Origin of the sequence: Microcoleus sp. LAD1_D3 (assembly GCF_036702135.1) — a bacterium.
In the GTDB taxonomy this organism is placed as follows: domain Bacteria; phylum Cyanobacteriota; class Cyanobacteriia; order Cyanobacteriales; family Microcoleaceae; genus Microcoleus.
Map to the genome: position 1 here is coordinate 62,809 of NZ_JAUBSB010000003.1, position 24,545 is coordinate 87,353.

The following is a 24,545-nucleotide window of genomic DNA, read 5'->3' on the forward strand; positions in this document are numbered from 1 at the left end:
CAGGGTTTAAACTCTGCCTTTTGCCGACTGCCATCTACCTTCAAAGGTGGAGGCATAAAAATGAAAGTTATTTAAAGAAGTGTATCGAGTGTTAGAACCGATTGCAATATGTTGGGCATTACATTAGTTGCGGGTTGCCCATTTCGCAGCGCGCGGCGATCGTCCCGAGGCGTTCGAGGACTTGCTCGGCATCGATCAGTCTGGTGAGGGTGACGTTGCCGATATTTTTGGCGGGATCGGCGGGATCGGGACGGACTGCTGGTTGGACTTCTACCATGAGTACGGCGTCTTCTACGCGGTAGAGCCACATTTTTTCGTTGCGATCGGAAAGACAGAGGTTGAGCTGTTGGATGTCCGGTGGCCGCCTCCAGGCGGCGTGACTCCACTCGCCGCCTACCCCCCAGACGCGCCCAACTTTCCAGCCGTCGGATAAGAAGAAGTATTTCACTTGTGTACGCTTGTTGAGATTTTTTTGTCTAACATAACGCAAAACTGCAATTGTACGGAATTACGGAATTATTGAACCGCGAAGACGCGAAGGGTGCATATAAATATTGTTATTCGATCGACTATTGCCTATAATATGCTATGTAAGGCATAATTGCTCCCAATGACATGGAACATTGAGTTTCAATCTGATTTTTACTCTGAGTTTACCGAATTCCCCACTGATGTCAGATTAGAGCTTTTAGCAAAACTCACACTGTTACAAGAATTTGGTTCTAACCTCAAGCGTCCTCACGTCGATACTCTCAATGGTTCTAGCTACACCAATATGAAAGAACTTAGGTTTCAGGCGGCTGGTGGAGTTTGGCGAGTCGCTTTTGCATTTGACCCCCGCAGAGAAGCGATTTTGTTGGTAGCTGGGGACAAATCTGGTAGTAGTGAGAAGCGATTTTACAAGCAACTAATTAAGATAGCAGATAGTAGATTTGCCGACCATTTGAATAAGTTAATGGAGCCAGAAACAGATGACAATTAGCCTGAAGACTATTATGGAGAATTTACCTCCCGAACAACGAGCCATAGTCGAAAAGCGAGCGGTTGAATTAATGGCTGAAGAAATGACATTGCAAGACTTACGAAAAGCAAGGAAATTTACTCAGATTCGCATGGCAGAATTATTAAATATGCGTCAAGAAAATGTCTCGCGGCTAGAACGCCGTGCGGATTTGTTGGTATCTACTTTGCAAAGTTATATCGCGGCAATGGGTGGGGAGTTGTCATTTGTCGTAGAATTCAAAGATCGACCCCCCGTAAAAATTACTGGATTAACATCGATGTTTGAAGAAAGCAGCTACACTAATGGAGAGGAAGAGTTTTAATTGAGGAAACTAAAACCTAATTTTGCCAGATGTCTATTCTTCAATCTAAAATCTAAAATCTAAAATCTAAAATCGAATGACCGCACAAACACCAGTACAATTCCAAGACAGTTTCGACATCATCGTAGTAGGTGGCGGACACTCCGGCTGTGAAGCCGCCCTCGCCACTTCTCGCCTCGGCTGTCGCACCCTTCTCCTCACCCTCAACCTCGACAAAATTGCGTGGCAACCTTGCAATCCGGCTGTCGGTGGCCCGGCTAAGACCCAACTTACTAACGAAGTTGATGCGTTAGGCGGGGAAATTGGCAAAATGGCCGATCGCACTTATCTACAAAAGCGCATCCTCAACTCTTCACGAGGCCCCGCAGTGTGGGCCCTGCGAGCACAAACTGACAAGCGGGAATACGCCGCTGTGATGAATAATATTGTTGAAAACCAAGAGAATTTGACCATCCGAGAAGCGATGGTAACAGACTTAGTTTTGGGCAAAAATGAAGAAGTAATCGGAGTCGAAACATACTTCGGCGTCGCTTTTGAATGCAAAGCTGTAATTCTGACCACAGGTACTTTTTTAGGTGGCACAATTTGGGTAGGCAATAAGTCGATGCCCGCCGGACGTGCCGGAGAATTTGCCGCCGTTGGTTTGACGGAAACTCTCAATCGTTTAGGCTTTGAAACTGGCAGATTAAAAACAGGAACTCCGGCAAGAGTTGACAAACGTACTCTGGATTATACCAACCTGGAACCGCAGCCGGGAGATGCAGAGGTTCGCTGGTTTAGTTTCGATCCAGAAGTTTGGATCGAACGGGAACAAATGCCTTGTTATTTAACTCGAACTACGCCCGAAACTCACCAGTTAATTAGAGACAATTTGCACCTTTCTCCAGTCTACGGCGGCTGGGTTGATGCGAAGGGGCCGCGCTATTGTCCGAGTATTGAAGATAAAATTGTACGGTTTGCGGATAAGGAAAGTCACCAGATTTTTATTGAACCGGAAGGTAGAGATATTCCTGAACTTTATATCCAAGGTTTTTCGACTGGTTTACCGGAAACTTTGCAATTGCAAATGTTGCGGACTCTTCCTGGTTTGGAAAAGTGCGAGATGATGCGCCCTGCTTATGCTGTTGAGTATGATTATTTGCCGGCTACTCAGTGCTTTCCAACGCTGATGACTAAGAAGATCGAAGGGCTGTTTTGCGCGGGTCAGGTGAACGGTACAACTGGATATGAGGAGGCGGCTGCACAGGGGATTGTGGCGGGGATTAATGCAGCCAGGTTTGCGAAAAATCAGGAGATGATTGTGTTTCCTCGTGAGCAAAGTTATATCGGCACTTTGATCGATGATTTGTGTACGAAGGATTTGCGGGAACCTTACCGGATGTTGACTTCGCGATCGGAATATCGGCTATTATTGCGATCGGACAATGCTGACCAACGCTTGACTCCGCTGGGACGGGAAATTGGTTTGATTGACGATCGGCGGTGGGAGTTATTTGAGCGGAAAAAAGCTAATATTGTGGCAGAGAAGGAACGCTTGTACTCGACGCGGGTGAAAGAGCACGAGGAGATTGGCAAGGCAATTTTGGCAGACACTCAACAAGCGATTAAAGGTTCAATTACTCTCGCTGATTTGTTGCGTCGTCCGGGTTTTCATTATGTCGATTTGGAACGGTACAATTTAGGCAATTCTAGTCTGAAGTTGGCTGAGAAAGAGGGTGCAGAAATTGACATCAAATATTCGGGCTATCTGCAAAAACAGCAAAATCAAATTGATGAAATTGTCAGACATGAACGCCGACAATTGCCTGCGGATTTGGATTACATGGCAATTACAACTCTCTCGAAAGAGTCGCGGGAAAAGTTGACTAAAGTGCAGCCACTGACTATTGGCCAAGCGGCCAGAATTGGCGGGGTAAATCCGGCTGATGTTAATGCTTTGTTGATTTTTCTGGAAGTGCGAAACCGTCAGCAGCCAGCGGGTGTAGGTAAATAAGCTAAACTAGAGGTGTCTCAAGGCTTCCTTCAATTTTATGAAATCGCAGTGTGAAAAAGTGTGACTCTTGTGGAACCACTATTTTGTTTGGCGGCTTTCAAATTGATGGATATAGATTCTGGGCGTTGCTGAGTCACGGTATGAATCAACTTTTCGCTTGATGTTACAAAACTCACCCGACTGGGCTTATAAAAATTCCGAAATCTTGAATTTATACCTGTATTCAGCAATGCCACAAAAAAGGAAAACGGGCAGAATCTCAACTCTAATTGATGAAATGCTGCCAGTATATTGTAGATATTGATCAATCCTCGAACCAAGTCAGAATTTCGCAAACATCCCGTATAAAAATCAGCGTTCATCCGTGGTTCAAACATCCCCGAAATTCCCACCATTTTTGCCAACCTCAAAGCCTTAGAAGACCAGCGAGATGCCTTGCTGCACGCTTATATACGCGGTCACTGGTGGTACTAGGAAATAGAGCGGAATTTGGTATTGGGCGATCATTGCACAATCGGCTAAATAGTCATTCCCCAGCTTCGATAACAAAAGTGGGAGAGTCAGAGAGAGGGAGAAGTAGGAAAATCTTCCTTTATTCTCCTGACTACTGACTACTGACTACTGATTACTGACTACTGACTAATGTGCCCAGAGAATCACGCCAGCTTCATAAGGACTGCTGAGATTATCGTGCTTCGGCAAAACCCGCAACGACAAACCTTGCAAACCGCTAGAAGTATAAGTAATGTCAGCCGTATAAAGGCTAGCATTGTGAGAATCTTCTCCCAAATACTCCATCACCACCGGCACGCCACCAATGATATCGCCGTTAGCATCAACCGAACCTTGATAAAGTTCAACTTGCACGTCCGCAGGGGTCAATCCCATCAGATTAATCCGAGATTTAACAGCGATCGACTGATTGACCTTAACTTCCTTATCCTGAGAAATATCAACAGCCTCAATCTTAATATCGTGCCACTTCGCGAGAACGTGCTTCTTCCAGTGAGACAACTCCTTGGCCGGAGCGCAATTATCCGAAGTCATCGTGAAGAATCGATCGCTCACCGGGAAATATGCCCGCCGTGCGTAATCCTTCACCATCCGAGCAGTATTGAACAAAGGACAATTCAAGCGAATAGAATCTTTCATTTTCGCCGTCCAACCGCGGGGAATTCCATCAGCATCCCGGTTGTAAAACAGCGGTACAACTTCTTTTTCCATCAAGTCATACAAAGCATTAGCCTCGACTTCATCCTGATACTTAGTATCTTCGTAAAATTCCCCATGTCCGATCGGCCAACCGGTACGAACATAATCAGCCTCATCCCACCATCCGTCAAGAATGCTCAGATTCGGTAAACCATTCATCGAAGCTTTCATCCCGGAAGTACCGGAAGCCTCACGCGGGCGGCGCGGCGTATTCAGCCACACATCGCAGCCAGACACCATCATCCGAGCAACGTTAATGTCGTAGTTCGGTAAAAACACCATCGAACTCATCGTCTCGTGCTCGCGGATGAAGTGAACGATATCCCGAATCAATTCCTTACCCGGAATATCCATAGGGTGAGCCTTCCCAGCAATCACAAACTGCACCGGGCGATTTTGATCGCGCATGATCCGCATGATTCGATCGACATCGCGCAAAAACAGCGTCGCCCGCTTGTAAGTAGCAAAACGGCGTGCAAACCCGATCGTCAGCACCTTCGGATCGAGAGCCTCCCGCGCGTGTTCGATTTCCGTTTGGGCCGCACCGCGCTCACGCAAAGTCTTTTGCAGCCACTCCCGTGCGAACACCACCAACTCCGAGCGACAGCGTTCGTGATTGCGCCACAATTCCTCATCAGGAATCGACGACATCCGATCCCAGAGTCGATCGTCCTTACCGGTCATTTCCCAGTCCGGGCCAAGGTATCGATCGTACAACTCCTGAGTAGACTTCGCCACACAACTGCGAGCGTGCACCCCGTTGGTAATCGAAGTAATCGGTACTTCTTCCTGCGGCAAACCCGGCCACAAACCCTGAAACATCGGGCGCGACACCACACCGTGCAAAGCCGCTACCCCGTTGACAAAACTCGACATTTTAATTGCCAAAATTGCCATATTCAGAGGTGCGGACAAATCGCCAGTATTCTCCCGGCCCAATCCCAAAAACTCATTTTGCGACAAGCCAAATATCTTGGGATACTGACTCAGATAGTGCATCACCATATCCGGCTCGAACAAGTCAAACCCAGCAGGCACCGGCGTGTGAGTCGTAAACATACTGCTCGAAACCACCACCTGTTCCGCTTCTACGAAACTCAGGTGATATTCCTCCATCAGCATCCGAATGCGTTCCAAAGCCATGAAAGCCGCGTGGCCTTCATTCATGTGATAAGCCGTAACTGTCAGCCCCAATGCCTTGAGCATTTTCACGCCGCCGATGCCCAGCATGATTTCTTGGTGCATCCGCAGAGTTTTGTCACCGCCGTACAGTTGGTCGCTAATATCTTGGTCGTAGCGGCTGTTAGGTTCAATATTTGTATCCATCAGGTACAAAGGAACCGTTCCCACTTGTACTCGCCAAATCCGGGCGTACACCTTGCGGCCGGGATAGTCTACCTCAATCCGCAATTCCGAACCGTCGGGATTGCGTTCTGGGTGCAGCGGCATATTGTAGAAATCGTTGAGCGGATAGCGTTCTTGCTGCCAGCCGTCGGCGTTGAGATACTGCGAAAAATAACCTTCTTGGTATAGCAAGCCGACACCGACTAAGGGCAAGCCCAAATCGCTAGCTGATTTGAGGTGGTCGCCTGCGAGCACGCCCAAACCGCCGGAATAGATCGGTAGGGCTTTAACTAAGCCGAATTCCATCGAAAAGTAAGCGTAGCATTCTTGCTGCTCGGTGTCGCGCTGTTTGCGGTACCAGGCGCGATTTTTGAGATAATCGTCTAATTGTTGGGCTGCTCGGTTCATTTGGGCAATGAAGCCTTCATCTTCTGCCATTTCTTGCAGTCGCTCTTGAGATATGGTTCCGAGCATCAGCACCGGGTTTTGGTTGCTGGAGTCCCAGAGGTCTCGATCGAGGCGGCGGAAAAGGTCTTTGGTATCAACGTTCCAATCCCAGTGCAAGTTGTAGGCAAGCTGGCGCAGGGGTTCGAGAATTGCCGGTAGCGACGGGGAAACGTTAAATGTGCGAATCGGCTGCATAGACAAAGCTTTTATGTTTGAGTAGCGATATTTTCCTCTGTCTTTGGGTACAAGTCCGTTATTCTGCACACTATTTTAAGTTTTAACAAGGGCGGGCGATCGGCTGTTACCTTAACTGCGGTGGCGCGAGCAAATGCCGATCGCCCTTAAAACCGCTTGCCGCACTTCCTGATGAGATTTCTCAATGCCACTAGACCGAAAAATCCAGTGTCCGCCGCCCGCGTGTTCCAGCAAAATTCTCTTTCCGTCGGGCAAAACTATTTGCCACAAGTTTAAAACGGAGGTTTTAATAAGCTTGCACTGGATTTGGTGCAAGTTGGTTTCCATGACCTTGAGTTGATGCACTACCTGATTTTGTGCCGCTGATTTCATCTGATTTTCACTTCTGATTTAACGCCTTTGAGAGAAAGGGGCTTGGTTTGCAGCCCAAACCTCAGCAGGTTAAGGGGTATGCACGTGTTTGACATCAAACACTTGCACTAATAGGAGACACTAATGTTAAGGCGGTTTGAGCAAGCTAAACACCCTATGTCAGGCCCGCCCGACCGCTTTTTGTCGTGTCTATAAAAGCAAGCATACTTGCGACCTCGCAGTTTATCAAGTGTGCTTGCTTTGTTTTGCTGATATGTCCAGAAAGAAGCCCAATCAAGATCCAAATACCAAGCCAGCCTTGCAAGTATTAAGAGAGGCTGTCGGTTTAACTCAATCTCAGCTCGCAAGCCAAATCCCCGATAAAACAGGAGCAAAAACTTTAACTAGACAAGCGATTAGCAATTGGGAGCGAGGACTTGACGCCCCTGAGCTGACAATTCCTCAAGTTAAAGCGCTGTGTCACGCTTTGGGCAAGAATCTTAACGAATTGCCCGACAACTTAGGTCCGCCGAAGCGCTCTAGCAGCGATGATGTTGGGGGTGCAGCGCAGGAAAACCAGTCCGGAGACTAAGATTCTCGGTCAATAACTATAACTTTCGGGTGTGAACGAAGCACCAAATCCCTATGGATGGGTGAGGCGCGCAGATTAACTATTGTTACCAATAGATAAATCTTGAACCGCGACTCACTCACCCTACAAATGACTAATAACTAATGACTAATGACTAATGACTAATGATTAATTAAGCCATTTGCACTTTCCTCAACATAGAATTTACCAAAAGTTTGGTAGCATCACCAGCCGAGAGGGCAGGGCTGAAATAATAACCCTGAATTTCTTGACAGTGGAGTTCGCGCAAACACTCCAACTGCTCTTGAGTTTCTACTCCTTCTGCTACTACGCTCAAGTTCAAATCGCGCCCCAGTGTCGCTACAGCCTTGGCGATCGCCCGTTCGCAGGGATCAGTCGTCAGTCCGCTGACAAAGGATTTATCTATTTTTAAGATATTCAAGGGAAACTTTTTGAGATAATTTAGAGAACAATAACCCGTGCCGAAATCGTCCAGCGCAATTTGCACTCCCATATTCTGCAACTCCCTGAGAACTTTTGTGGTATAATCCACATCTTGCATGGCTGTAGTCTCGGTAATTTCTAACTCTAAATACTTGGGTGCTAAACCGCTTTTTTCCAAGCAGTTCGCTACCATTTCTAATAAATTAAATTGCTGGAACTGCCGAGCCGAAACGTTGACTGCTACCCGCAAATCTGGCTGCAAAGCATCCTGCCAAGCTTTATTTTGAGTGCAGGCTGTTTGCAGTACCCATTCCCCAATAGCTACAATGAGCCCGTTCTCTTCGGCGATCGGAATAAATGTAGTGGGAGTAACTAAACCTAATTGTGGATGTTGCCAGCGTAGCAGGGCTTCCATGCCCTGAATTTTCCAAGTAGTGATGTTGACTTTTGGCTGGTAGAAAACCTCAAATTCTCCCTGTTCTAAAGCCTCGTGCAGCCTGTGTTCTATAGTGAGTAACTGGCTCCCTTGGGGATTAATTGTTGAAGTATATAACTGATAGTTATTTCTTCCCATTTCTTTAGCGCGGTACAAGGCGGCATCGGCATTTTTGACTAAAGTTTCGGCATCTTCACCATCATCGGGATAAAGGGCAATGCCGATGCTGCTGCTAACATGAAAGGGTTGTCCTTCTAGTTTAAATGCAGGCTTTAAATTGTGGAGGATTCTTTGAGCTGTTTTAACTGCATCTTCTAAGCAATTGATATCGGGAAGCAGTATGGTAAATTCGTCGCCTCCCCAGCGGGCAACCGTGTCAGTCGATCGCAAAGTGTCGCTGATGCGTCCGGCAAAACCTTCTAACAGGCGATCGCCTGCAGCGTGACCTAGTGTATCATTAATCTTTTTGAACCTGTCCAAGTCTAAAAACATCACAGCTAGCATTTTTTTGGTTTGTTTAGCTTGTTTTAAGGAAGCCAGCAGCCGCTCGTTAAAAAGTATCCGGTTCGGCAAACCAGTGAGTTGGTCATAAACAGCTTGATAGCGAATAATTTCTTCAGCTTGCTTGCGCTGAGTAATGTCCATCATCGTACCGATCGCCCTTACTGCTTTGCCACTTTCATTGCGGATGATGTAGCCGCGATCGAGCACAAAAACATATCCCCCGTCTGCACGGTGAAAGCTGTATTCTTCCGACCAACATTGAGCGTCTGAGTTCATTGTTTCGTTGAAGCTTAACATCACTCTTTCCCGTTCTTCGGGATGAATATTTAGCCACCACGATTCTAATTCTATCGTCTGAGTTTCGTTGAGTTTGTATCCAAAAACTTTTTCAAATTCTTCGCTCAACCAATACTCATTTTTTAATAAATCAAAATCCCATACGGCATCATTTGTCGCCCTCGTCAGCAGGTGAAAGCGTTCTTCGCTTTTGCGTAGTTTTTCTTCGGATTGCACCCGTTCCGTTACATCCCGAAAGCTGAATACTCGACCCGTAATTTTGCCTCCCGTGCGCTGGGGCAACGAGTAGCGCTCGAAGATTCTGCCATCTGTAAACTCGATGATATCGTAACTTTCTGCTGCGGGGCGATCGGACAATTCTTTAGCACAGTTGAGAAATATTTCTGGGTATTTTAACTGATTGATTCCGAACTCCCAAATTTGCTTGTTATCTCTCGAATCCAGCAGGAAATCCGGCAAGTGCCACATTTCGGCAAACTTGCGATTAAAGGTGAGCACTGTGCCTCCACTGTCAACCGCCAGAATACCGTCAGCAGTAGATTCAATGGTTGCTTGAAGCAACGAAAGAGATGTTTCTAGTTCTAACTCTGCTAATTTGCGATCGCTGATGTCAAACGCTGTGATTAAGATCGAGGCTTTTTTTTCAAATTTTATAATATCTACAGTTGCTTCCAACCAGCGCATTTCTCCAGTTTTCGTGACTATTATTAATTCATATTTTGACCCGGCCGTTGAGCGCGCGTCACTGGATTTACCCCATTTTTTAACTATTTCTAAAAAATCTCGATGAATTAAGTCATATAAATCCAATGCTAGTAATTCTTCGCGAGTATATCCTGTCAGAGCTTCTGTCTGAGCATTGACATAACGGAACTGTCTGCGGTGATAGATAAATGCCACAGCATTCACAGTTTCTATCAGTTGGCGAAACTTTTTTTCACTGCGGCGCAAATTTCTTTCAGCCCGCTTGCTATCGGTAATATCTTGTGCTATGTATAACTTGCCGCTGACCTTGCCTTTACCGTCGCGAATAAGTGAAATAGAAAGCAGTACAATTATTTTTTTTTGCTGTTTAGAAAGGTAGACTTTTTCGACGTTGCGGACAGAACCTTCGGCTGTTAAACTTGCTAACTCTAACTCGGGTGCAGGTGATTCAGTTTTCTTAAAAAGTCCGGCTATTGGTTTACCTAACAACTCTTTTTTAGAGTATCCCAAAAGTTGACAGGTAGCTTGGTTTAACGACAGGATATGACCGCCCGGTGTAGTCGCAATTATCGAGACGTTCATTTCCTCGCAAATATCGAGGGCATATTCGGCAGTTTGCTGCAAATCTTGTGTCATTTGGGCAATAGTATCCCAGATATCCTGTTCTTTTTTTGGATACAACACTTTTTCTCCTTCTGGTAACTTGTTCTTCCCTGTTTCAGACTTGGCTTTGATTAACCCGATCCCCTGGGATAAAATATTTACTGTGTTCGTCCTGATCAATAATGAGATTACTACAGAAATAAAAGCCAGATAAGAACCGATTATTTTTAACCTAAAAGTACGCTCTTTCTCCGGGATTTCCTCAGATTGTATAAAATTGTCAGTCCGTAAATTTACTGACTTTATGTGGGATAATTTCTCCAACAATAAGTCGGCGCTTGCAGACGCAGGAGGGCGAGATGTCGATCGCAAATAGCTATGTTTCTCAGGCGCAACCAAAATTGATCCTAAAGCGCGATTGCCGTTTCCCTCCCCTACACTTGCCAACAATATTTTTGCATTAATGCAACATTCCACACCAAAAATAGCAGCAGTTAAATATCCCCAAATTAATCCATAGATAATTTTCATTTCCTCCTGCTCCTAATTTTAAAAAGATGCTTTTGCCATCAAAAATATAAAAAAATTGAACAGAACTTGAGGTGTCATAGCAAAACGGAGCCAACCTTAATTTATGTGGATTTGTAAATTAAATTTTACCAAGCTAAGAATTTAGCCTTATAACTAATTACAATTTTAATCTTAATTTAAAATGTGTCATCAGCCATTGTGCCACAAATTATCCGCCATTGTGCGTAGACACCGGGTGGGAGCGCGCTAAAATTAGATCATTCCCGCAAGGAGGCGACCGGGATTTGTTAGAAAAATAAACAATTAGCTTAAAATCGATGCAGAGGTCCCCTAATTGAACCCATGAGTCAGACCATCCCAGAACTCCAAAAAGAAGTCCGCGCGCTGCAAGCACAAGTTACTGCCCTGCAAGAGTCGCGGGAAAAACTTGGCGTACAGCGCTCTGAGTGCCGAGTGGCAGTCAGTTTTCCCAAAAATAATACTCCTGAAGCCATTGCCGAGTTCCACCAGCAAACTGCTGCTTTTGGGGAGCAGTGGTTGCAGCAAATCCAGGAAATTGACCGAGAGACTAAAAATATTGAAAAGCAACTGCAACAAAAACAGGCTTTACTCAATTACAAGCAAGGTGAACTAGAAAAAATGCTGGCCGGAGAGCACTGGCAAGAAGTAGAAAACACTGTTCAAACCGGGGAAAAGCGCTTGCAAGCACAAGCTCGCAAAATCAATCAAGTCGCAGCGCAGCTAGAGGTAGAAATCCAAGCTTTAAAAGCACTCTACGACCAACTAAATCCGAGTTATTCCGAGTGGTTTCAACAACCAACTCAAATAGTCAAATTTTCTGCAACAACTATTCCTTACGCTGTTCCCAGCAGCAGCGGGTTGATCTTGGAGAATAAGGAGATTGAGTGGGAAAAAAAGTAGTTTTTACTTTTAAAGTTTCAAGGTAAATTCGTGATTTGAATGTAGCCGTCGAACGATCCAATAAGCAAGACAGATGCGACGGCAACATCGCAAGGCTTTTACCTGCTTTTTTAGATAAAAAATACAAAACTGCCTCTGGCGCAGTTAATTTTAAGATTTTTGAGTTTCATTTTTTGAAACAGGTTTATTTTTAACTCTGGTGTCCACCTAAAATCTAAACTATAACTGTTCTGGACGCATCAACCGGGTTTTACGAAAAGACTTTGTTGCAGCCCTCGCTTCCGCTAAAAAACCCGGTTGATGAGAGTGAGGAGTGCGTAATCCCTGTCTAAAATCTCACATAGACTTACTGATGAAACAATTGATTTGGATAGCGCTATTTATTCTGGTTGCGGTGGCGGCTGTGGGTTGGCGTTCTGACTCGTGGCAGCGGTTGTCGGCTGTACCGGAAGTTTCAATCGAGCGCAATATCCACATTTCCCCAAACCCCTCTCCCTCACCATTTTATGCTGAAAAAAATGCAGCCGGCCAACCCCAAATTGACCCGTCCCGGTTGTGGAAACACGTCGAGACTTTAGCAGGAGAACGTGAGGGAGAAGGATCTCGCTCTTTTACTAGAGATTACATTTCTAAACAACTGCAAACATTAGGATTTTCCGCAGATTTGCAGCCGTTCGATCGCGGAATCAACGTCTTCGCTGAGAGAAAAGGCACTGACTCAAACGCCGGTGCAATTTTAGTGGCAGCACACTACGATACTGTACCAAACTCCCCAGGCGCTGACGACAATGCGACGGGAGTTGCAGTAGTTTTAGAAGTAGCAAGATTGCTGGGTTCTCGCCCCACGCCTCGGACATTGCAGGTAGCATTTTTCGACAGGGAAGAACTCGGACTTTTAGGCAGTTTAGCATTCACCGGTAGCGAGGCGCGGTTAAAAAATTTGCAGGGTGCGATCGTCCTGGATATGGTAGGTTATGCCTGCCGCACGCCCGGATGCCAGCAATATCCCGAAGGATTGACAGCGCAACCTTTTCTAGAAGCATCGGGGGTAACTTCTCCCGACAAAGGCGAGTTTATCGCTGTGATTGGCGATGCCGAACATCCGCTGCTATTGAAAAGTTTTGCGGAGTCTGGAAAAGCCGATTTGCCGCCGGTGGTGGCGCTGCCGGTTCCGCTGAAAGGGTTGCTGACTCCCGATGTTTTACGCAGTGACCACGCGCCTTTCTGGTATAAAGGAATTGGTGCCGTGTTGGTGACGGATACTGCAAATTTGCGATCGCCCCACTATCACCAATCTAGCGATACATTAGCAACTATCGATCGACCTTTTTTCGCCGGTTCTGCTCAAATTGTTGTCAATGCCGTGGCTAAATTATTGGAAATTCGGTAATTAGTAATCGGTAATTGGTAATCGGTAATCTACTCGTTACCCGGAAGAGCCTGGGAACCAGTGAAGTTCCCAAGTTTCCTTCTTCCTTCTTCCTTCTTCCTTCTTCCTTCTCACAAATGACTAACAAAGAAAGCCTGCAACGGCATTTACTGCAACTAGACAATCGAGGCTACAAAGCCTACAAAGACATTCAAGGTAATTACGACTTTTCTGAATTCACATTAATTATTGATTACGTGCAGGGAGATCCGTTTGCTTCTCCCAGTAAATTTAGAGTCCTAGTTCCGCCAAACATTGCTCAAATTCCTGGCGAACTTTTCAAGTCTCGCAGTCGAGAAATAGCCTTGCGAGATTACCTAACTCGCCAGTTTGACAAAGCAGCCTACAGCATCAGCAGCAAACGCGGCACTGGCAAAAGCGGTATGATTGCAGTGACTGGCTTCGGACAAGAAGTTTTAGAGCGAACTTCCGCATTTATCATTTCCTCAAATACATCCGATATCGAAGATTTAGGAGGAGTTGAACTGCGATTTGCCGTCGGACTTCCAGCGGGCGGGCGCAGTATTTTAGGGCGACAAGCTGCTGAAATGCTGTGCGAAGATATCCCGCAAATTGTCAGCAATTCTCTGAAGTATGCTAACTTAAATGCTGCTGAATGTCGCCGTCACGTTGAAACTGTAGAAGATGCTGACTGGCTGCGGCAGCAGTTAGCTGAAAAAGGATTAGTTGCGTTTGTTGCTGACGGTTCTATTTTACCCCGCCGCAGCGGTGTTGACAACAGCCCTTTGTTAAATAATGCTGTGGCTTTTCAGTCGCCGCTGTCATTAAAAGTTGAGTTTAATTGTCCGAATCGCGGTTTGATTTCCGGTATGGGTATTCCCGCTGGCATTACTTTGATTGTTGGGGGCGGCTATCACGGCAAATCAACTTTACTCAGGGCTATCGAGTTGGGAGTTTACAACCGAATTCCGGAAGATGGCCGGGAATTTGTGGTGACTAATCAGGCGGCAGTGAAAATTAGAGCGGAAGATGGCAGAAGTGTTGCGGGAGTTGATATTTCGCCTTTTATTAACCACTTGCCACAAGGTAGAGATACTGCACAATTTTATACTGAGAATGCGAGCGGTAGCACGTCGCAAGCTGCTAATATTATTGAGGCTTTGGAATTAGTCGCTTCTTCAGAAGAGGATTTAGTGCCTGTTTTATTGGTGGATGAGGATACCGCAGCGACGAATTTCATGATTCGCGATCGCCGAATGCAGGAACTCATCGCTAAGGATAAGGAACCGATTACGCCGTTTATTGATAAAGTTAAACAGTTATACGCAGATTTGGGCGTATCGACTATTTTAGTCATGGGCGGAAGCGGCGATTATTTTGATGTGGCAGATACTGTGATTGCAATGGAAAATTTTAAAGCAGATGATGTGACGGAAAAAGCTAAAGAAATTGCTATAAATTACCCGATTAGCCGTGCTGCTGAAGGGGGAGAAACTTTTGGTGAGATTACTCAAAGAGTGCCGATTCCTGCTAGCTTAGATCCGAGTCGGGGACGGCGAGATGTGCGGGTGAAGGTGCGGGATGTTGATGAATTGGCTTTCGGAACTGAGGAGATTGATTTGGGTGCTGTTGAGCAAATTGTGGACAGCGGACAGTTAATGGCGATCGCTGCGGCAATGGTTTATGCTAAGCAGCAATACATGGACGGGAAACGCACTTTGTCGGAAATCATAGATTTGGTGATGGCAGATATTGAGGCGCAGGGGATGGATATTTTATCGCCTTTTCCTGAAGGGGATTTTGCCATGTTTCGACGGTTTGAATTGGCGGCGGCAATTAATCGGCTTCGCAGTTTGTCGGTTGTTGCTAAGTAGACTTGCTTAATATAAGTGTATTGTTGTCCTACTTTTGATATGCTGGCGAAAGTGAGTGCAAAAACCGCGATTGAAGTATGACAGGCAATATAGGACAACTGACTGCTTTAAGCGATCGACCTTATTTAGTATTAAGCAATCAAGGCGAGGTTTTACAGCTAGAGTTAAAACAGCAGCAGCACGTATTGGGGCGCGATCGCACTCGTGCGGATTTAGTCATTCCCGAACCCTGGCGGGCAGTTTCGGGCGTTCACGCTGTTTTGCGCCAAATTGGGGATAATTACTGGATTTACGACGGTGACGGGCAGCGACCGAGCACTAATGGCTTATTTGTCGATCGCACTCGCATCACTCCCAATGACGGTTATTGTCTGAAAAACGGCACAGAAATTAAAATCGGTCTCGATCCTCAAAATCAAGTTTTGCTGAGTTATTTTAATCCGCTGGCGAATCAGGTTGCTGTCCCTAGCAAGCAGTCAATTCTTCTTAAGAATCGGTCGGTTTTGTTGGGCCGCGATCCAAACGCTTCGCTGCAATTAGATGCGCCGCTTGTTTCTAGACGCCACGCCACAATTGACCAAGACAGTCGCGGCAATTATATTTTGCGAGACCACAGCGTTAACGGGGTTTTTGTTAACGGTCAGCGAGTGACAAATTCTCTACAGTTGTCCGAGGGAGATGCAATTCGGATCGGCTCGTTTACTCTAACTTACCGCAGCGGTGAGTTGGAGATGCAAGACTCCGGCCATCAAATTCGTTTGGATGCTGACAGTCTGGTGATTCCGAAGCGTTTGGATAACATCACTTTGGCGATCGAACCGGGGCAGTTTGTGGCTTTAGTCGGCGGTAGCGGTGCGGGTAAATCTACTTTAATGCGGACGCTTTTAGGCATTGAAAAAACTACTAACGGCGCTGTGTTTCTCAACGGCGACAACCTGCGCCAAAACTTCAATATTTACCGCAATCAAATCGGTTACGTGCCTCAAGATGATATTGTACACGCAGATTTGACAGTAGAAGAAGTCTTGAGTTATGCAGCTAAATTGCGCTTACCTCCCGATACAGATGTCAAGCAGGTAGTCGCAAAAACTTTAGAAGATATTGAAATGACTCACCGTCGCAAGGCTTTGGTAAAACAGCTTAGCGGCGGACAGCGAAAGCGGGTCAGTATTGGAGTTGAACTGTTAGCAGACCCGAAACTTTTCTTTTTAGACGAACCGACTTCAGGACTCGATCCGGGTTTGGATAAGAAGATGATGCAACTGCTGCGAAAGTTGGCAAATCAAGGCCGGACGGTGATTCTGGTGACTCACGCGACGGCAAATATCACGATGTGCGATCGTATTGTTTTTATGGGTCGCGGCGGACGCCTTTGTTACTTCGGCCCGCCTAGGGAAGCGCTCGATTTTTTCGATGTCAAAACGGGCGATTTTGCAGACATTTACAACGAATTAGAAACAGGAGAAACTAACGTTCAAAGCTGGGGAGAAAAGTTTAATAAATCCCCCTACTATCAGCGCTATATTGTCAACCACTTCAGCACAGGCAAGGCTAATGCAAAAATACCTTCTGCATCAAAATCTCAATCTTTTGTAAAACAACTCGTTTTGCTCGCCCAGCGCTATTTTCAGCTTATTTCTCGAGACTTAGTTAACTTGAGTTTAGCTCTTTTAACGGCTCCGATAGGCATTAGTTTACTGCGGCTAGCCGTCAGAGATAAAGACCCGTTAATTGGAGCGCCGGAGGCAACTTTAGCACCTTTAGCGCTCAGAGTTTTATTTGTATTTACCTGTGCAGCTATTTGGGTAGGACTGGCAACTTCTCTGCAAGAAATTGTTAAAGAATCTGCTATTTATCTGCGCGAACGTTTGGTAAACTTAGGATTGTTTGCTTATTTGGGTTCAAAATTTTTCATACTTTCTGGTTTAGCAGTATTGCAAACGCTGTTAATGGTAGGAGTTATTTTGATTTCTTTTAAATCCCCGGAACCGAGTTTTATTTCCTGGGCGATGGGGGCAAGTATTACCACATTCCTAACTTTGCTGAGCTGCATAAGTCTCGGATTAGTGGTTTCCGCGATTGTTAAAAATAGCTCTCAAGCTAACAGCGCTTTGCCTCTATTATTGCTACCTCAGATTATTTTTTCGGGAGTTTTGTTTAAGATGGAAGGTGCGGCGAGCAAGTTTTCTTGGCTGATGTTAAGCCGTTGGTCTGTGGGGGCTTACGGCTCTTTAGTTAATGTGAATGCGATGGTGCCCGCACCTACTACATTACCGGATGGGAGTACGCTTCCTCAGCCGTTTGAGCCTACTCCGGTTTACGATCCAACCTGGGAGAATTTGGGTTTAAATTGGGGTATTTTGTGCGTGCATATTTTCGTTTATTTGATGTTGACTCTGTGGTTGCAGAAGCGGAAAGATATTCTATGAATTATTGGCTGATGAAGTCGGAACCGGATGTTTATAGTATTGCGGACTTGAAGGGCGATCGCACTTCTATTTGGGATGGCGTTCGCAACTATCAAGCGCGCAATTTTATGCGAGAAATGAGTCGGGGAGATTTAGTATTTTTTTACCATTCTAATACTAAATCTCCGGGTATTGTCGGGTTAGTGCGCGTCGTGGAAACAGGGATTGCTGACCCAACTCAGTTCGATATGAATAGCCAATATTATGATGCTAAATCGCAGTTAAAGGCGCCTCGCTGGGAAACTGTGAGAGTTGAGTTTGTTGAGGAATTTGCTAAGTTAATATCTTTGGATGAACTGAAACAAAAGTTTAGTGCTGATGAGATTTTGGTGGTGAGGAAAGGCAATCGGTTATCGGTGATGCCGGTATCTGAAGTTGCTGCCCAGAAGATTTTGCAGATGAGATGAGTTGTGACCATTTAACTTGCATATTTGGGGCGGGCTCTTCGGCCCACCCCACAATGCTTAAAGACTTTACAAAAATCCTCGGTAAGGGTATTGAAATTTTGCTTTTTTTAGGCTATTTTCTACTAAGTTGTGGTTGTGCTTAGTAATATGATTCGCGAAAATTTGAGTCAGGCAAGCAATCAGGATTTGGGCGGGGAAGATGCCCACCCCACAGGTCAATATCAGCTTTTTGTGGGACAGGCTTCTAGTCTGCCACTTAAACTCCGAGATGCTCAATTAAAAGTTACTTACAGAAATTTACCTCATTGGGAGTTAGAAGGAGCGGTCTATTTCATCACTTTTAATACTTGGGAAAAGCTGGAATTAACTCCGGCTGCGAGGCAAGTTGTCCTCAATGCTTGCAAGTTTTTTGATAGGCAAAGGTATCAAATATTTTGCTTAGTTGTAATGCCCGATCATGTGCATATGCTCATGCAGCCTTTAGAAAAGTCGGATAATAAATTCTGGTTGCTCAGCAGCATTCTACACAGTATGAAAAGCTACAGTTCTAAACAAATTCCCAAGGTGATGAAGCATATTGGTACTGTCTGGCAGGATGAGCGACATGACCACATTGTCAGAGATGAACGAGAATTTCAGGCTTTTTGGGAATATATTAGGCAAAATCCTGTCAAAGCTGGTCTTTCAGTGACTCCAGAGGAATACCCTTTTTTCTGGCAAATGTAAGTAGTTGGACAGAATTAATTACACAAAATAGAATCTAAAATTCTCTTTCTGTGAGCCTTACAAAATTATATATGTGTAAGTATTTTTGTCCATGTACTTATGAAGTTTAGCTTTTTCTGAATTTCTTGTGGGGTGGGCATCTTGCCCGCCCAAGCTTCAGTCACAGGCAAGATGCCTGTGCCACAAGCTTCAGTCACAGGCAAGATGCCTGTGCCACAAGGATTTCACAGGCAAGATGCCTGTGCCACAAGGATTTCACAGGCAAGATGCCTGTGCCACAACAATTCTTGTGGGGTGGGCATCTTGCCCGCCCCAAATATTTGCACAGGCAAGATGCCTGTGCCACAACAATTCTTGTGGGGTGGGCATCTTGCCCGCCCAAACTATTTGCACAGGCAAGATGCCTGTGCCACAACAATTCTTGTGGGGTGGGCATCTTGCCCGCCCAAACTATTTAAAATTATCCTAAAGACCGGCCGCACAAACAGCCGCTCCAATTAACCCTACATTATCATTTAAAACCAATCTCACCGGCATCATTTCTAACAGCGAATCCATCCGGCCTTTGTGGGTAAAAGCTCGCATAAAACCCCCTTCTTGAATCAGTGGCAAAATTTTAGGAGCGATGCCGCCAGCTATGTACAAACCACCGTAAGGTAAAAGTGACACAGCCATATTTCCCGCGACAGCACCGTAAGCTTCTACAAACATTTGCATTGTTTGTTCGGAAAGCCGATCGCACTTTTTGAGTGCCGCCTGTGCAATTGTCGCCCCCGGATCGACAGTCTTTTCAGTTTTCCCAACTTCTGACTCCCATTGTTTGATAATTTCCCCTACCTCCGCTGATTCCGGGGCAAATTTTCTGTCCCGCAAAAACTGGTAAATTGCCACAATTCCCTGTCCCGAAACGACTCGCTCGATCGATATTCTGGGAATGTCGTGTTTTGCCAACAAATAATTCAGCAATTCAAACTCTAACTCCGATCGCGGCGCAAAGTCACCGTGTCCCCCTTCCGAAGAAAAAACCCTCACCCCATTTACGTCGGGAATTGCAAAACAATTTCCCAAACCAGTACCCGCACCAATCACAGCAATTGGAGCGTGTTGTTGGGGTTTTCCAACTTGCAAAGTGTGCAAATCCTTAGCATCCAAACCGCACACGCCGTAGCCAACCGCAACAAAATCATTAATTAAACTAACGTGTGATATTCCTAATTCCTGTTCCAGACGTTTCGCATCCAGGCGCCAAGGCAAATTAGTCAGTTTTGCAGTGTTGTTAACCACCGGGCCTGCGATCGCAAAACAAGCTTTTTCAGGCACTGGCGCAAAATCCAATTTCATAGCAGCTTCCGTCAAAAACTGCTGCACCATCGGTACTAAATCAGGGAACTCCCCGCTCGGATAGCGAAACTCGTAAAGAGCGTTCATTTCACCATCAGCAGTCCTTTCTACCAAGCGTAAAATTGTCTTAGTCCCGCCAATATCGCCCGCTAATAATAATGCCATAAATCTCTTTTTCCACCAAAGATAACATTCCCCATTTAAACACCCACAGTATTAATTGCCAACCAAGCCCGCAGCACCTCAGCCACAGTCCAAGCTTGAGCCGTACAGCCCCGCGGCGAGTGGGGGGCGTCGCCCTCAAAAATTTCGCTCATACTGCCAACTCCGCCGGCCATTATATGATGTGCCATCGGTTCTAGGAATTCGCGAGCTTGTGCTGGGTTTTTGTATACGTGTAAGTGCGCCAAGACAAACGGGCCAATCAGCCAGCCCCAAACTGTGCCTTGGTGGTAGGCGCTGTCGCGCTGCAATTGGTCGCCTCCGTATGTGCCGCGATACTGCGGGTGCTGCGGCGAGAGGCTGCGGAGGCCGACAGAAGTGAGCAACTGTTGAGCGCAGGCGTCCACCACGCCACGCTGCTGGATGGGCGTCAGTAACGGTGTATAGCGGGTTTCCTGGCGCATCCCCGCTGACAAGGAGTTGGCGGAGTGAGGAGGAATCGAGTGTAGGGGCAGGGATACGGCGAATATTTGGTTGGGCCGCAGGGAACTATCGTTTCCGTCGGGGCCGTCGAGAACGTCGTAACAGTAACCGGTTGAGGCGTTCCAGAAGCGAGGAAATCCGGCGGCTGTTCGATCGCCCAATTGCTGGTATTCATTGTGAGGCTTGCCCAGTTTTCGAGCAAAACTTGCCATAGCTTGTATAGCATTGTACCAAAGCGCGCTGAGTTCGATCGGCTTACCAATCCGAGGCGTCACCACCCAATCGCCGATTTTCGCGTCCATCCAAGTCAGTTGCACACCCTTCTCCCCGGCGTAGATTAAACCGTCATCGGGATCGACGCGGATCTTATACCGAGTTCCCTGTATGTGCCAATCAACAATCTCACATAAAGTAGGCCAGAGTTCGCTCAAAAGTTCCTCGTCCCCCGTGGCATCGATATAAGCGCGAATTGCCTCAAAGTACCAAAGGGTGGCATCTGCGGTGTTGTATTCCGGTGCGCCGCCCGCATCGGGGAAGCGGTTCGGCAGCATCCCCCGATCGACATACCGCGCAAATGTCCGCAAAATTGATCGCGCAATTTCCCCTCGCCCGGTACAGATTGTGAGACCGGGTAGGGCGATCGTCGTGTCGCGCCCCCAGTCGCTAAACCAGGGATATCCGGCGATGATCGTTTTGCCTTCGGGTTCCTCCGGTAGCGGGCGGCTGACGATAAATTGGTCGGCGGCTAGCACTAAGTGATTGATCCAGTCGGGAGATTCGCTCACTTTTGACCAGTTTTGCAGCAGTTGTTGGTCATAAGTGCGACGCACTTCTAAAGCTGTACCGCCGTTGAGTTCGGTATTTTTCTCGGTGCTGGCTATCAATGTGAGAGAACTTCCCGGTGCGATCGTCATGTGAAAAGTCGCCGCGTGCAAGTGATCCTCGCAGTAGTCCAATCCGCGGCGCTTTTCGGCTGCTAGGTCAAATCCGTAATGCCAATTGTATAAGGGCGCAGAGACTCGAAATTTGGCCTCTGGTGGGGCATCTGTCAGCAGGTACAGGGGTGCAGCCTTAGGAAATGCAGTCACGCAGACCCCGCTTTCCAAGGTTTCTAGGCTCATCGGCCAGTCGCCGACGCTCGTCGTGTGGTGGTAGTCGCGATAGTTGATCAGGGCTTTGACAGCGAGGGCGATCGGTTGTGAGGCGCGGTGCAGGCGGTATTGAATATATGTTGTGTTAGCACCTTGCTGCATCCAAATCCGCTTTTCCAGGATAGCGTCGGCGAGAGCAAACCTCCAAACTGGCGTCGTGCCTTCGAGGTGAAAGCTTTCGATGTAGTTGTAGCCGTGGGGTTCGATCGTACCGTCGGCCCAGCGGTTTGTATAAAGCGGATAGGGGCGATCGTTATACACAGCCGTCTCGTCTAGCTTGGCGAGCATCAAAGTGCGTCCCAGCGGGGGTTTGAGGGCGGCTACCAGCAGGCCGTGATAGCGGCGGGTGAGGAGATTCGCGATCGTCCCGCTAGCGTAACCGCCGATCCCGTTTGTGACCAACCACTCGCGAGACTCCGCCGAGTCGAGATTGCAGCAGATTTCCCGTCCAAAAGCCATAACCATAAATTACACACTCGCGCTGATTTTTGACCTACCTTTAGGTAGATTTTCGACATAATATCAACCAGAAATATCAACCCTTGCAGGCCGTTAATTTGGCGATCGCCCCCGTGCCGATTCCTGCTGTAATTTCGGCTTCACCAACCGCTACTTTTGCCCCGTACACAATTTTAGCCTTTGATGCCTCTGTCTAAAGTTAGTTGTTTGTTATATTAAGTAATATTACCGTCTAAACAGGCGCTGAACGTTAAGGGCAAGGATTTGATAGCGCGTCGGGCGATCGAACTACCAACCTATTTTATAAGGAGAACAGCTCAAAGTGAAGATAGGAGCAAATTACCTCGGCAATAACCAATGTGAATTTACCGTTTGGGCGCCCACCCTCAAACAAATCGCAGTCCAAATTGTTTCCCCAAAAAAACGCCTGATACCCCTGCAACAATCAGCAGAAGGTTATTGGCGAACCACAGCTACAGACATCGAACCAGGAACCCTTTACACTTACCAAATCGAAGGAAAAACCGACCGACCAGACCCAGCCTCAAAATATCAACCCCAAGGCGTACACGCTCCGTCGCAAGTAATAGATGAAAATATCTTTACTTGGACTGACACAAATTGGCAAGGCGTGTCGCTAGCCGAAATGATTATTTACGAACTGCACGTCGGCACATTCACCCAAGCCGGAACATTTGAAGCAATAATTCCCCAGCTAAAACAACTTAAAGAATTGGGAATCAACGCCATCGAAATAATGCCAGTAGCCCAATTTCCTGGCCATCGAAACTGGGGATATGACGGCGTATATCCCTACGCCGTTCAGAACTCCTACGGCGGCCCCGAAGGCTTCAAAACACTCGTCAACGCCTGCCACGAACACGGCATTTCAGTAATTCTCGATGTAGTCTACAACCACCTCGGCCCCGAAGGAAACTATCTCAGGGACTTCGGCCCCTACTTTACATCAAAATACGGCTCGATTTGGGGAGACCCCCTCAACTTCGACGACGCCTACAGCGACGGGGTACGCAACTACTTTATTGAAAACGCCCTCTACTGGTTTCGAGACTATCACATCGATGCCCTGAGATTAGATGCAATTCAAGCAATATTTGAAGTAGGTGCCAGACCTTTTTTACAAGAACTCTCCGATGCCACAGCCGATATTTCCCAAGAACTAGGACGGCAACTTTACTTAATAGCCGAAAGTGACTTAAATGATGTCCGCACTATACGTCCCAAAGAACTCGGTGGCTTCGGACTAGACGCCCAATGGTGCGATGATTTCCACCACGCACTGCACGCCTTGCTCACCGGAGAAGACGACCGATACTACCAAGATTTCGGCAAGTGCGAACACTTAGAAAAAGCCTTCAAAGAAAGCTTTGTTTACTCCGGCCAGTACGCCCCCCACAGAAAGCGGAAACACGGCAATTCTGTTAAGGATGAACCGGGTCATAAGTTTCTGGTGTTTGCCCAAACCCACGACCAAATCGGCAACCGCATTTTGGGAGACAGACTCTCGAAAATAATTGACTTTGAAGGATTGAAACTTGCAGCAGGCACAGTCTTAATTTCTCCCTACATTCCCTTCTTTTTTATGGGAGAAGAATACGGAGAAGAAGCACCGTTTTTTTACTTCGTTTCCCACTCGGACGAAAACTTAATTGAAGCTATCCGCAAAGACAAACAACAAGAATTTAAAATCTTTGAAGGTCGAGGCGAGTTTCACGACCCCCAGAGTCCTGAGACTTTCAATAAGTGTAAGTTAAACTGGGAAAAACAAACCCAAGGCAAACACAAAATCCTTTGGGAATGGCACCAACATTTGATTCAACTGCGCCGGACAATACCAGCCCTTAAAAAACTCGACAAAAACAGTCTAGAAGTCTCCAGCATTGAAGCGGAAAAAATCTTATTTCTACGTCGCTGGACAGATGACAGCCAGATATTCTGCATTCTAAACTTCAACACGCAAGATGTCGCTTTTACGGCTGCACTGCCCCAAGGCAACGGTCACAAAATTTTAGACTCGGCTGATGAAAAATGGATGGGTTCAGGTTCTAGCTTGCCTGAAAAGATAAATTCAGAGCAAAAATTGACCGTTAAACCGCAGAGTTTCGCACTCTATGAATTAGAGTAATTAAAACGGGAAGCAGAGCCTCAAATACAGGCGTTCCC

17 protein-coding genes are annotated in these 24,545 nt (G+C 46.6%); 11 read left to right on the forward strand and 6 right to left on the reverse strand.

The genetic code is table 11. The features are described 5' to 3' along the window. Positions 1-118: 118 nt before the first annotated feature. On the reverse strand, positions 119-448 hold the full coding sequence (locus QUA74_RS02230) for a hypothetical protein (RefSeq protein WP_333037185.1): 330 nt from the start codon (positions 446-448) through the stop codon (positions 119-121). 162 nt (positions 449-610) lie between these two features. On the opposite strand from QUA74_RS02230, the gene QUA74_RS02235 reads away from it, so the two are divergent. The 3 genes from QUA74_RS02235 to mnmG all read left to right on the forward strand — a co-directional run bounded on the left by QUA74_RS02235 (position 611) and on the right by mnmG (position 3,318). Further along, the gene (locus QUA74_RS02235) at positions 611-982 is read left to right on the forward strand and encodes a type II toxin-antitoxin system RelE/ParE family toxin (RefSeq protein ID WP_333324542.1); all 372 of its coding nucleotides are present in this window, start codon (positions 611-613) and stop codon (positions 980-982) included. Next, positions 972-1,325, forward strand: coding sequence for a transcriptional regulator (locus tag QUA74_RS02240; protein WP_333324544.1), 354 nt, complete (start codon positions 972-974; stop codon positions 1,323-1,325). The genes QUA74_RS02235 and QUA74_RS02240 overlap by 11 nt, the downstream gene beginning before the upstream one ends. Positions 1,326-1,401: 76 nt before the next feature. Further along, positions 1,402-3,318: a tRNA uridine-5-carboxymethylaminomethyl(34) synthesis enzyme MnmG gene (gene mnmG / locus QUA74_RS02245; protein ID WP_333324546.1), complete on the forward strand. Its 1,917-nt coding sequence runs from the start codon at positions 1,402-1,404 to the stop codon at positions 3,316-3,318. A 639-nt stretch (positions 3,319-3,957) separates the two neighbouring features. Here mnmG and glgP read toward each other — a convergent pair. Both glgP and QUA74_RS02255 read right to left on the reverse strand, forming a co-directional pair. Continuing rightward, positions 3,958-6,516 (reverse strand): alpha-glucan family phosphorylase, encoded by a 2,559-nt coding sequence (gene glgP / locus QUA74_RS02250; protein WP_333324782.1) that lies wholly within the window; start codon positions 6,514-6,516, stop codon positions 3,958-3,960. 111 nt (positions 6,517-6,627) lie between these two features. Continuing rightward, on the reverse strand, positions 6,628-6,888 hold the full coding sequence (locus tag QUA74_RS02255) for a hypothetical protein (RefSeq protein WP_333324547.1): 261 nt from the start codon (positions 6,886-6,888) through the stop codon (positions 6,628-6,630). A gap of 253 nt (positions 6,889-7,141) precedes the next feature. On the opposite strand from QUA74_RS02255, the gene QUA74_RS02260 reads away from it, so the two are divergent. Next, positions 7,142-7,459 carry a helix-turn-helix transcriptional regulator gene (locus tag QUA74_RS02260; protein WP_333324549.1) on the forward strand — a complete coding sequence of 106 codons (318 nt, stop codon included), beginning with the start codon at positions 7,142-7,144 and terminating at the stop codon, positions 7,457-7,459. A gap of 172 nt (positions 7,460-7,631) precedes the next feature. Here the strand turns inward: QUA74_RS02260 and QUA74_RS02265 are convergent, their stop codons facing one another. Continuing rightward, positions 7,632-10,979, reverse strand: a complete 3,348-nt coding sequence (locus QUA74_RS02265) for an EAL domain-containing protein (RefSeq protein WP_333324551.1) — start codon at positions 10,977-10,979, stop codon at positions 7,632-7,634. A gap of 342 nt (positions 10,980-11,321) precedes the next feature. Here QUA74_RS02265 and QUA74_RS02270 point away from each other — a divergent pair, with 342 nt between their 5' ends. The 6 genes from QUA74_RS02270 (at position 11,322) to QUA74_RS02295 (ending at position 18,765) form a co-directional block, all read left to right on the forward strand. After that, positions 11,322-11,900 (forward strand): hypothetical protein, encoded by a 579-nt coding sequence (locus tag QUA74_RS02270; protein WP_333324553.1) that lies wholly within the window; start codon positions 11,322-11,324, stop codon positions 11,898-11,900. A 352-nt stretch (positions 11,901-12,252) separates the two neighbouring features. Next, the gene (locus tag QUA74_RS02275; protein WP_333324555.1) at positions 12,253-13,290 is read left to right on the forward strand and encodes a M28 family peptidase; all 1,038 of its coding nucleotides are present in this window, start codon (positions 12,253-12,255) and stop codon (positions 13,288-13,290) included. Between the two features lie 116 nt (positions 13,291-13,406). Further along, on the forward strand, positions 13,407-15,164 hold the full coding sequence (locus QUA74_RS02280) for an ABC-ATPase domain-containing protein (RefSeq protein WP_333324557.1): 1,758 nt from the start codon (positions 13,407-13,409) through the stop codon (positions 15,162-15,164). A 77-nt stretch (positions 15,165-15,241) separates the two neighbouring features. Beyond that, positions 15,242-17,593 (forward strand): FHA domain-containing protein, encoded by a 2,352-nt coding sequence (locus tag QUA74_RS02285; RefSeq protein WP_333324559.1) that lies wholly within the window; start codon positions 15,242-15,244, stop codon positions 17,591-17,593. Next, positions 17,590-18,039, forward strand: coding sequence for an EVE domain-containing protein (locus QUA74_RS02290; RefSeq protein WP_333324560.1), 450 nt, complete (start codon positions 17,590-17,592; stop codon positions 18,037-18,039). Before QUA74_RS02285 ends, QUA74_RS02290 begins: the two co-directional genes overlap by 4 nt. Before the next feature lie 147 nt (positions 18,040-18,186). Further along, entirely contained in the window at positions 18,187-18,765 is a 579-nt protein-coding gene (locus tag QUA74_RS02295; RefSeq protein ID WP_333324562.1) for an REP-associated tyrosine transposase, read from the forward strand. A gap of 465 nt (positions 18,766-19,230) precedes the next feature. Here QUA74_RS02295 and QUA74_RS02300 read toward each other — a convergent pair whose 3' ends face one another. Then, positions 19,231-20,271, reverse strand: a complete 1,041-nt coding sequence (locus QUA74_RS02300) for a glucokinase (protein ID WP_333324564.1) — start codon at positions 20,269-20,271, stop codon at positions 19,231-19,233. A gap of 35 nt (positions 20,272-20,306) precedes the next feature. After that, positions 20,307-22,367 carry an amylo-alpha-1,6-glucosidase gene (locus QUA74_RS02305; protein WP_333324566.1) on the reverse strand — a complete coding sequence of 687 codons (2,061 nt, stop codon included), beginning with the start codon at positions 22,365-22,367 and terminating at the stop codon, positions 20,307-20,309. A gap of 316 nt (positions 22,368-22,683) precedes the next feature. Between QUA74_RS02305 and treZ the strand changes: the two genes are divergently transcribed. Then, entirely contained in the window at positions 22,684-24,507 is a 1,824-nt protein-coding gene (gene treZ, locus QUA74_RS02310; RefSeq protein WP_333324567.1) for a malto-oligosyltrehalose trehalohydrolase, read from the forward strand. Positions 24,508-24,545: the final 38 nt, after the last annotated feature.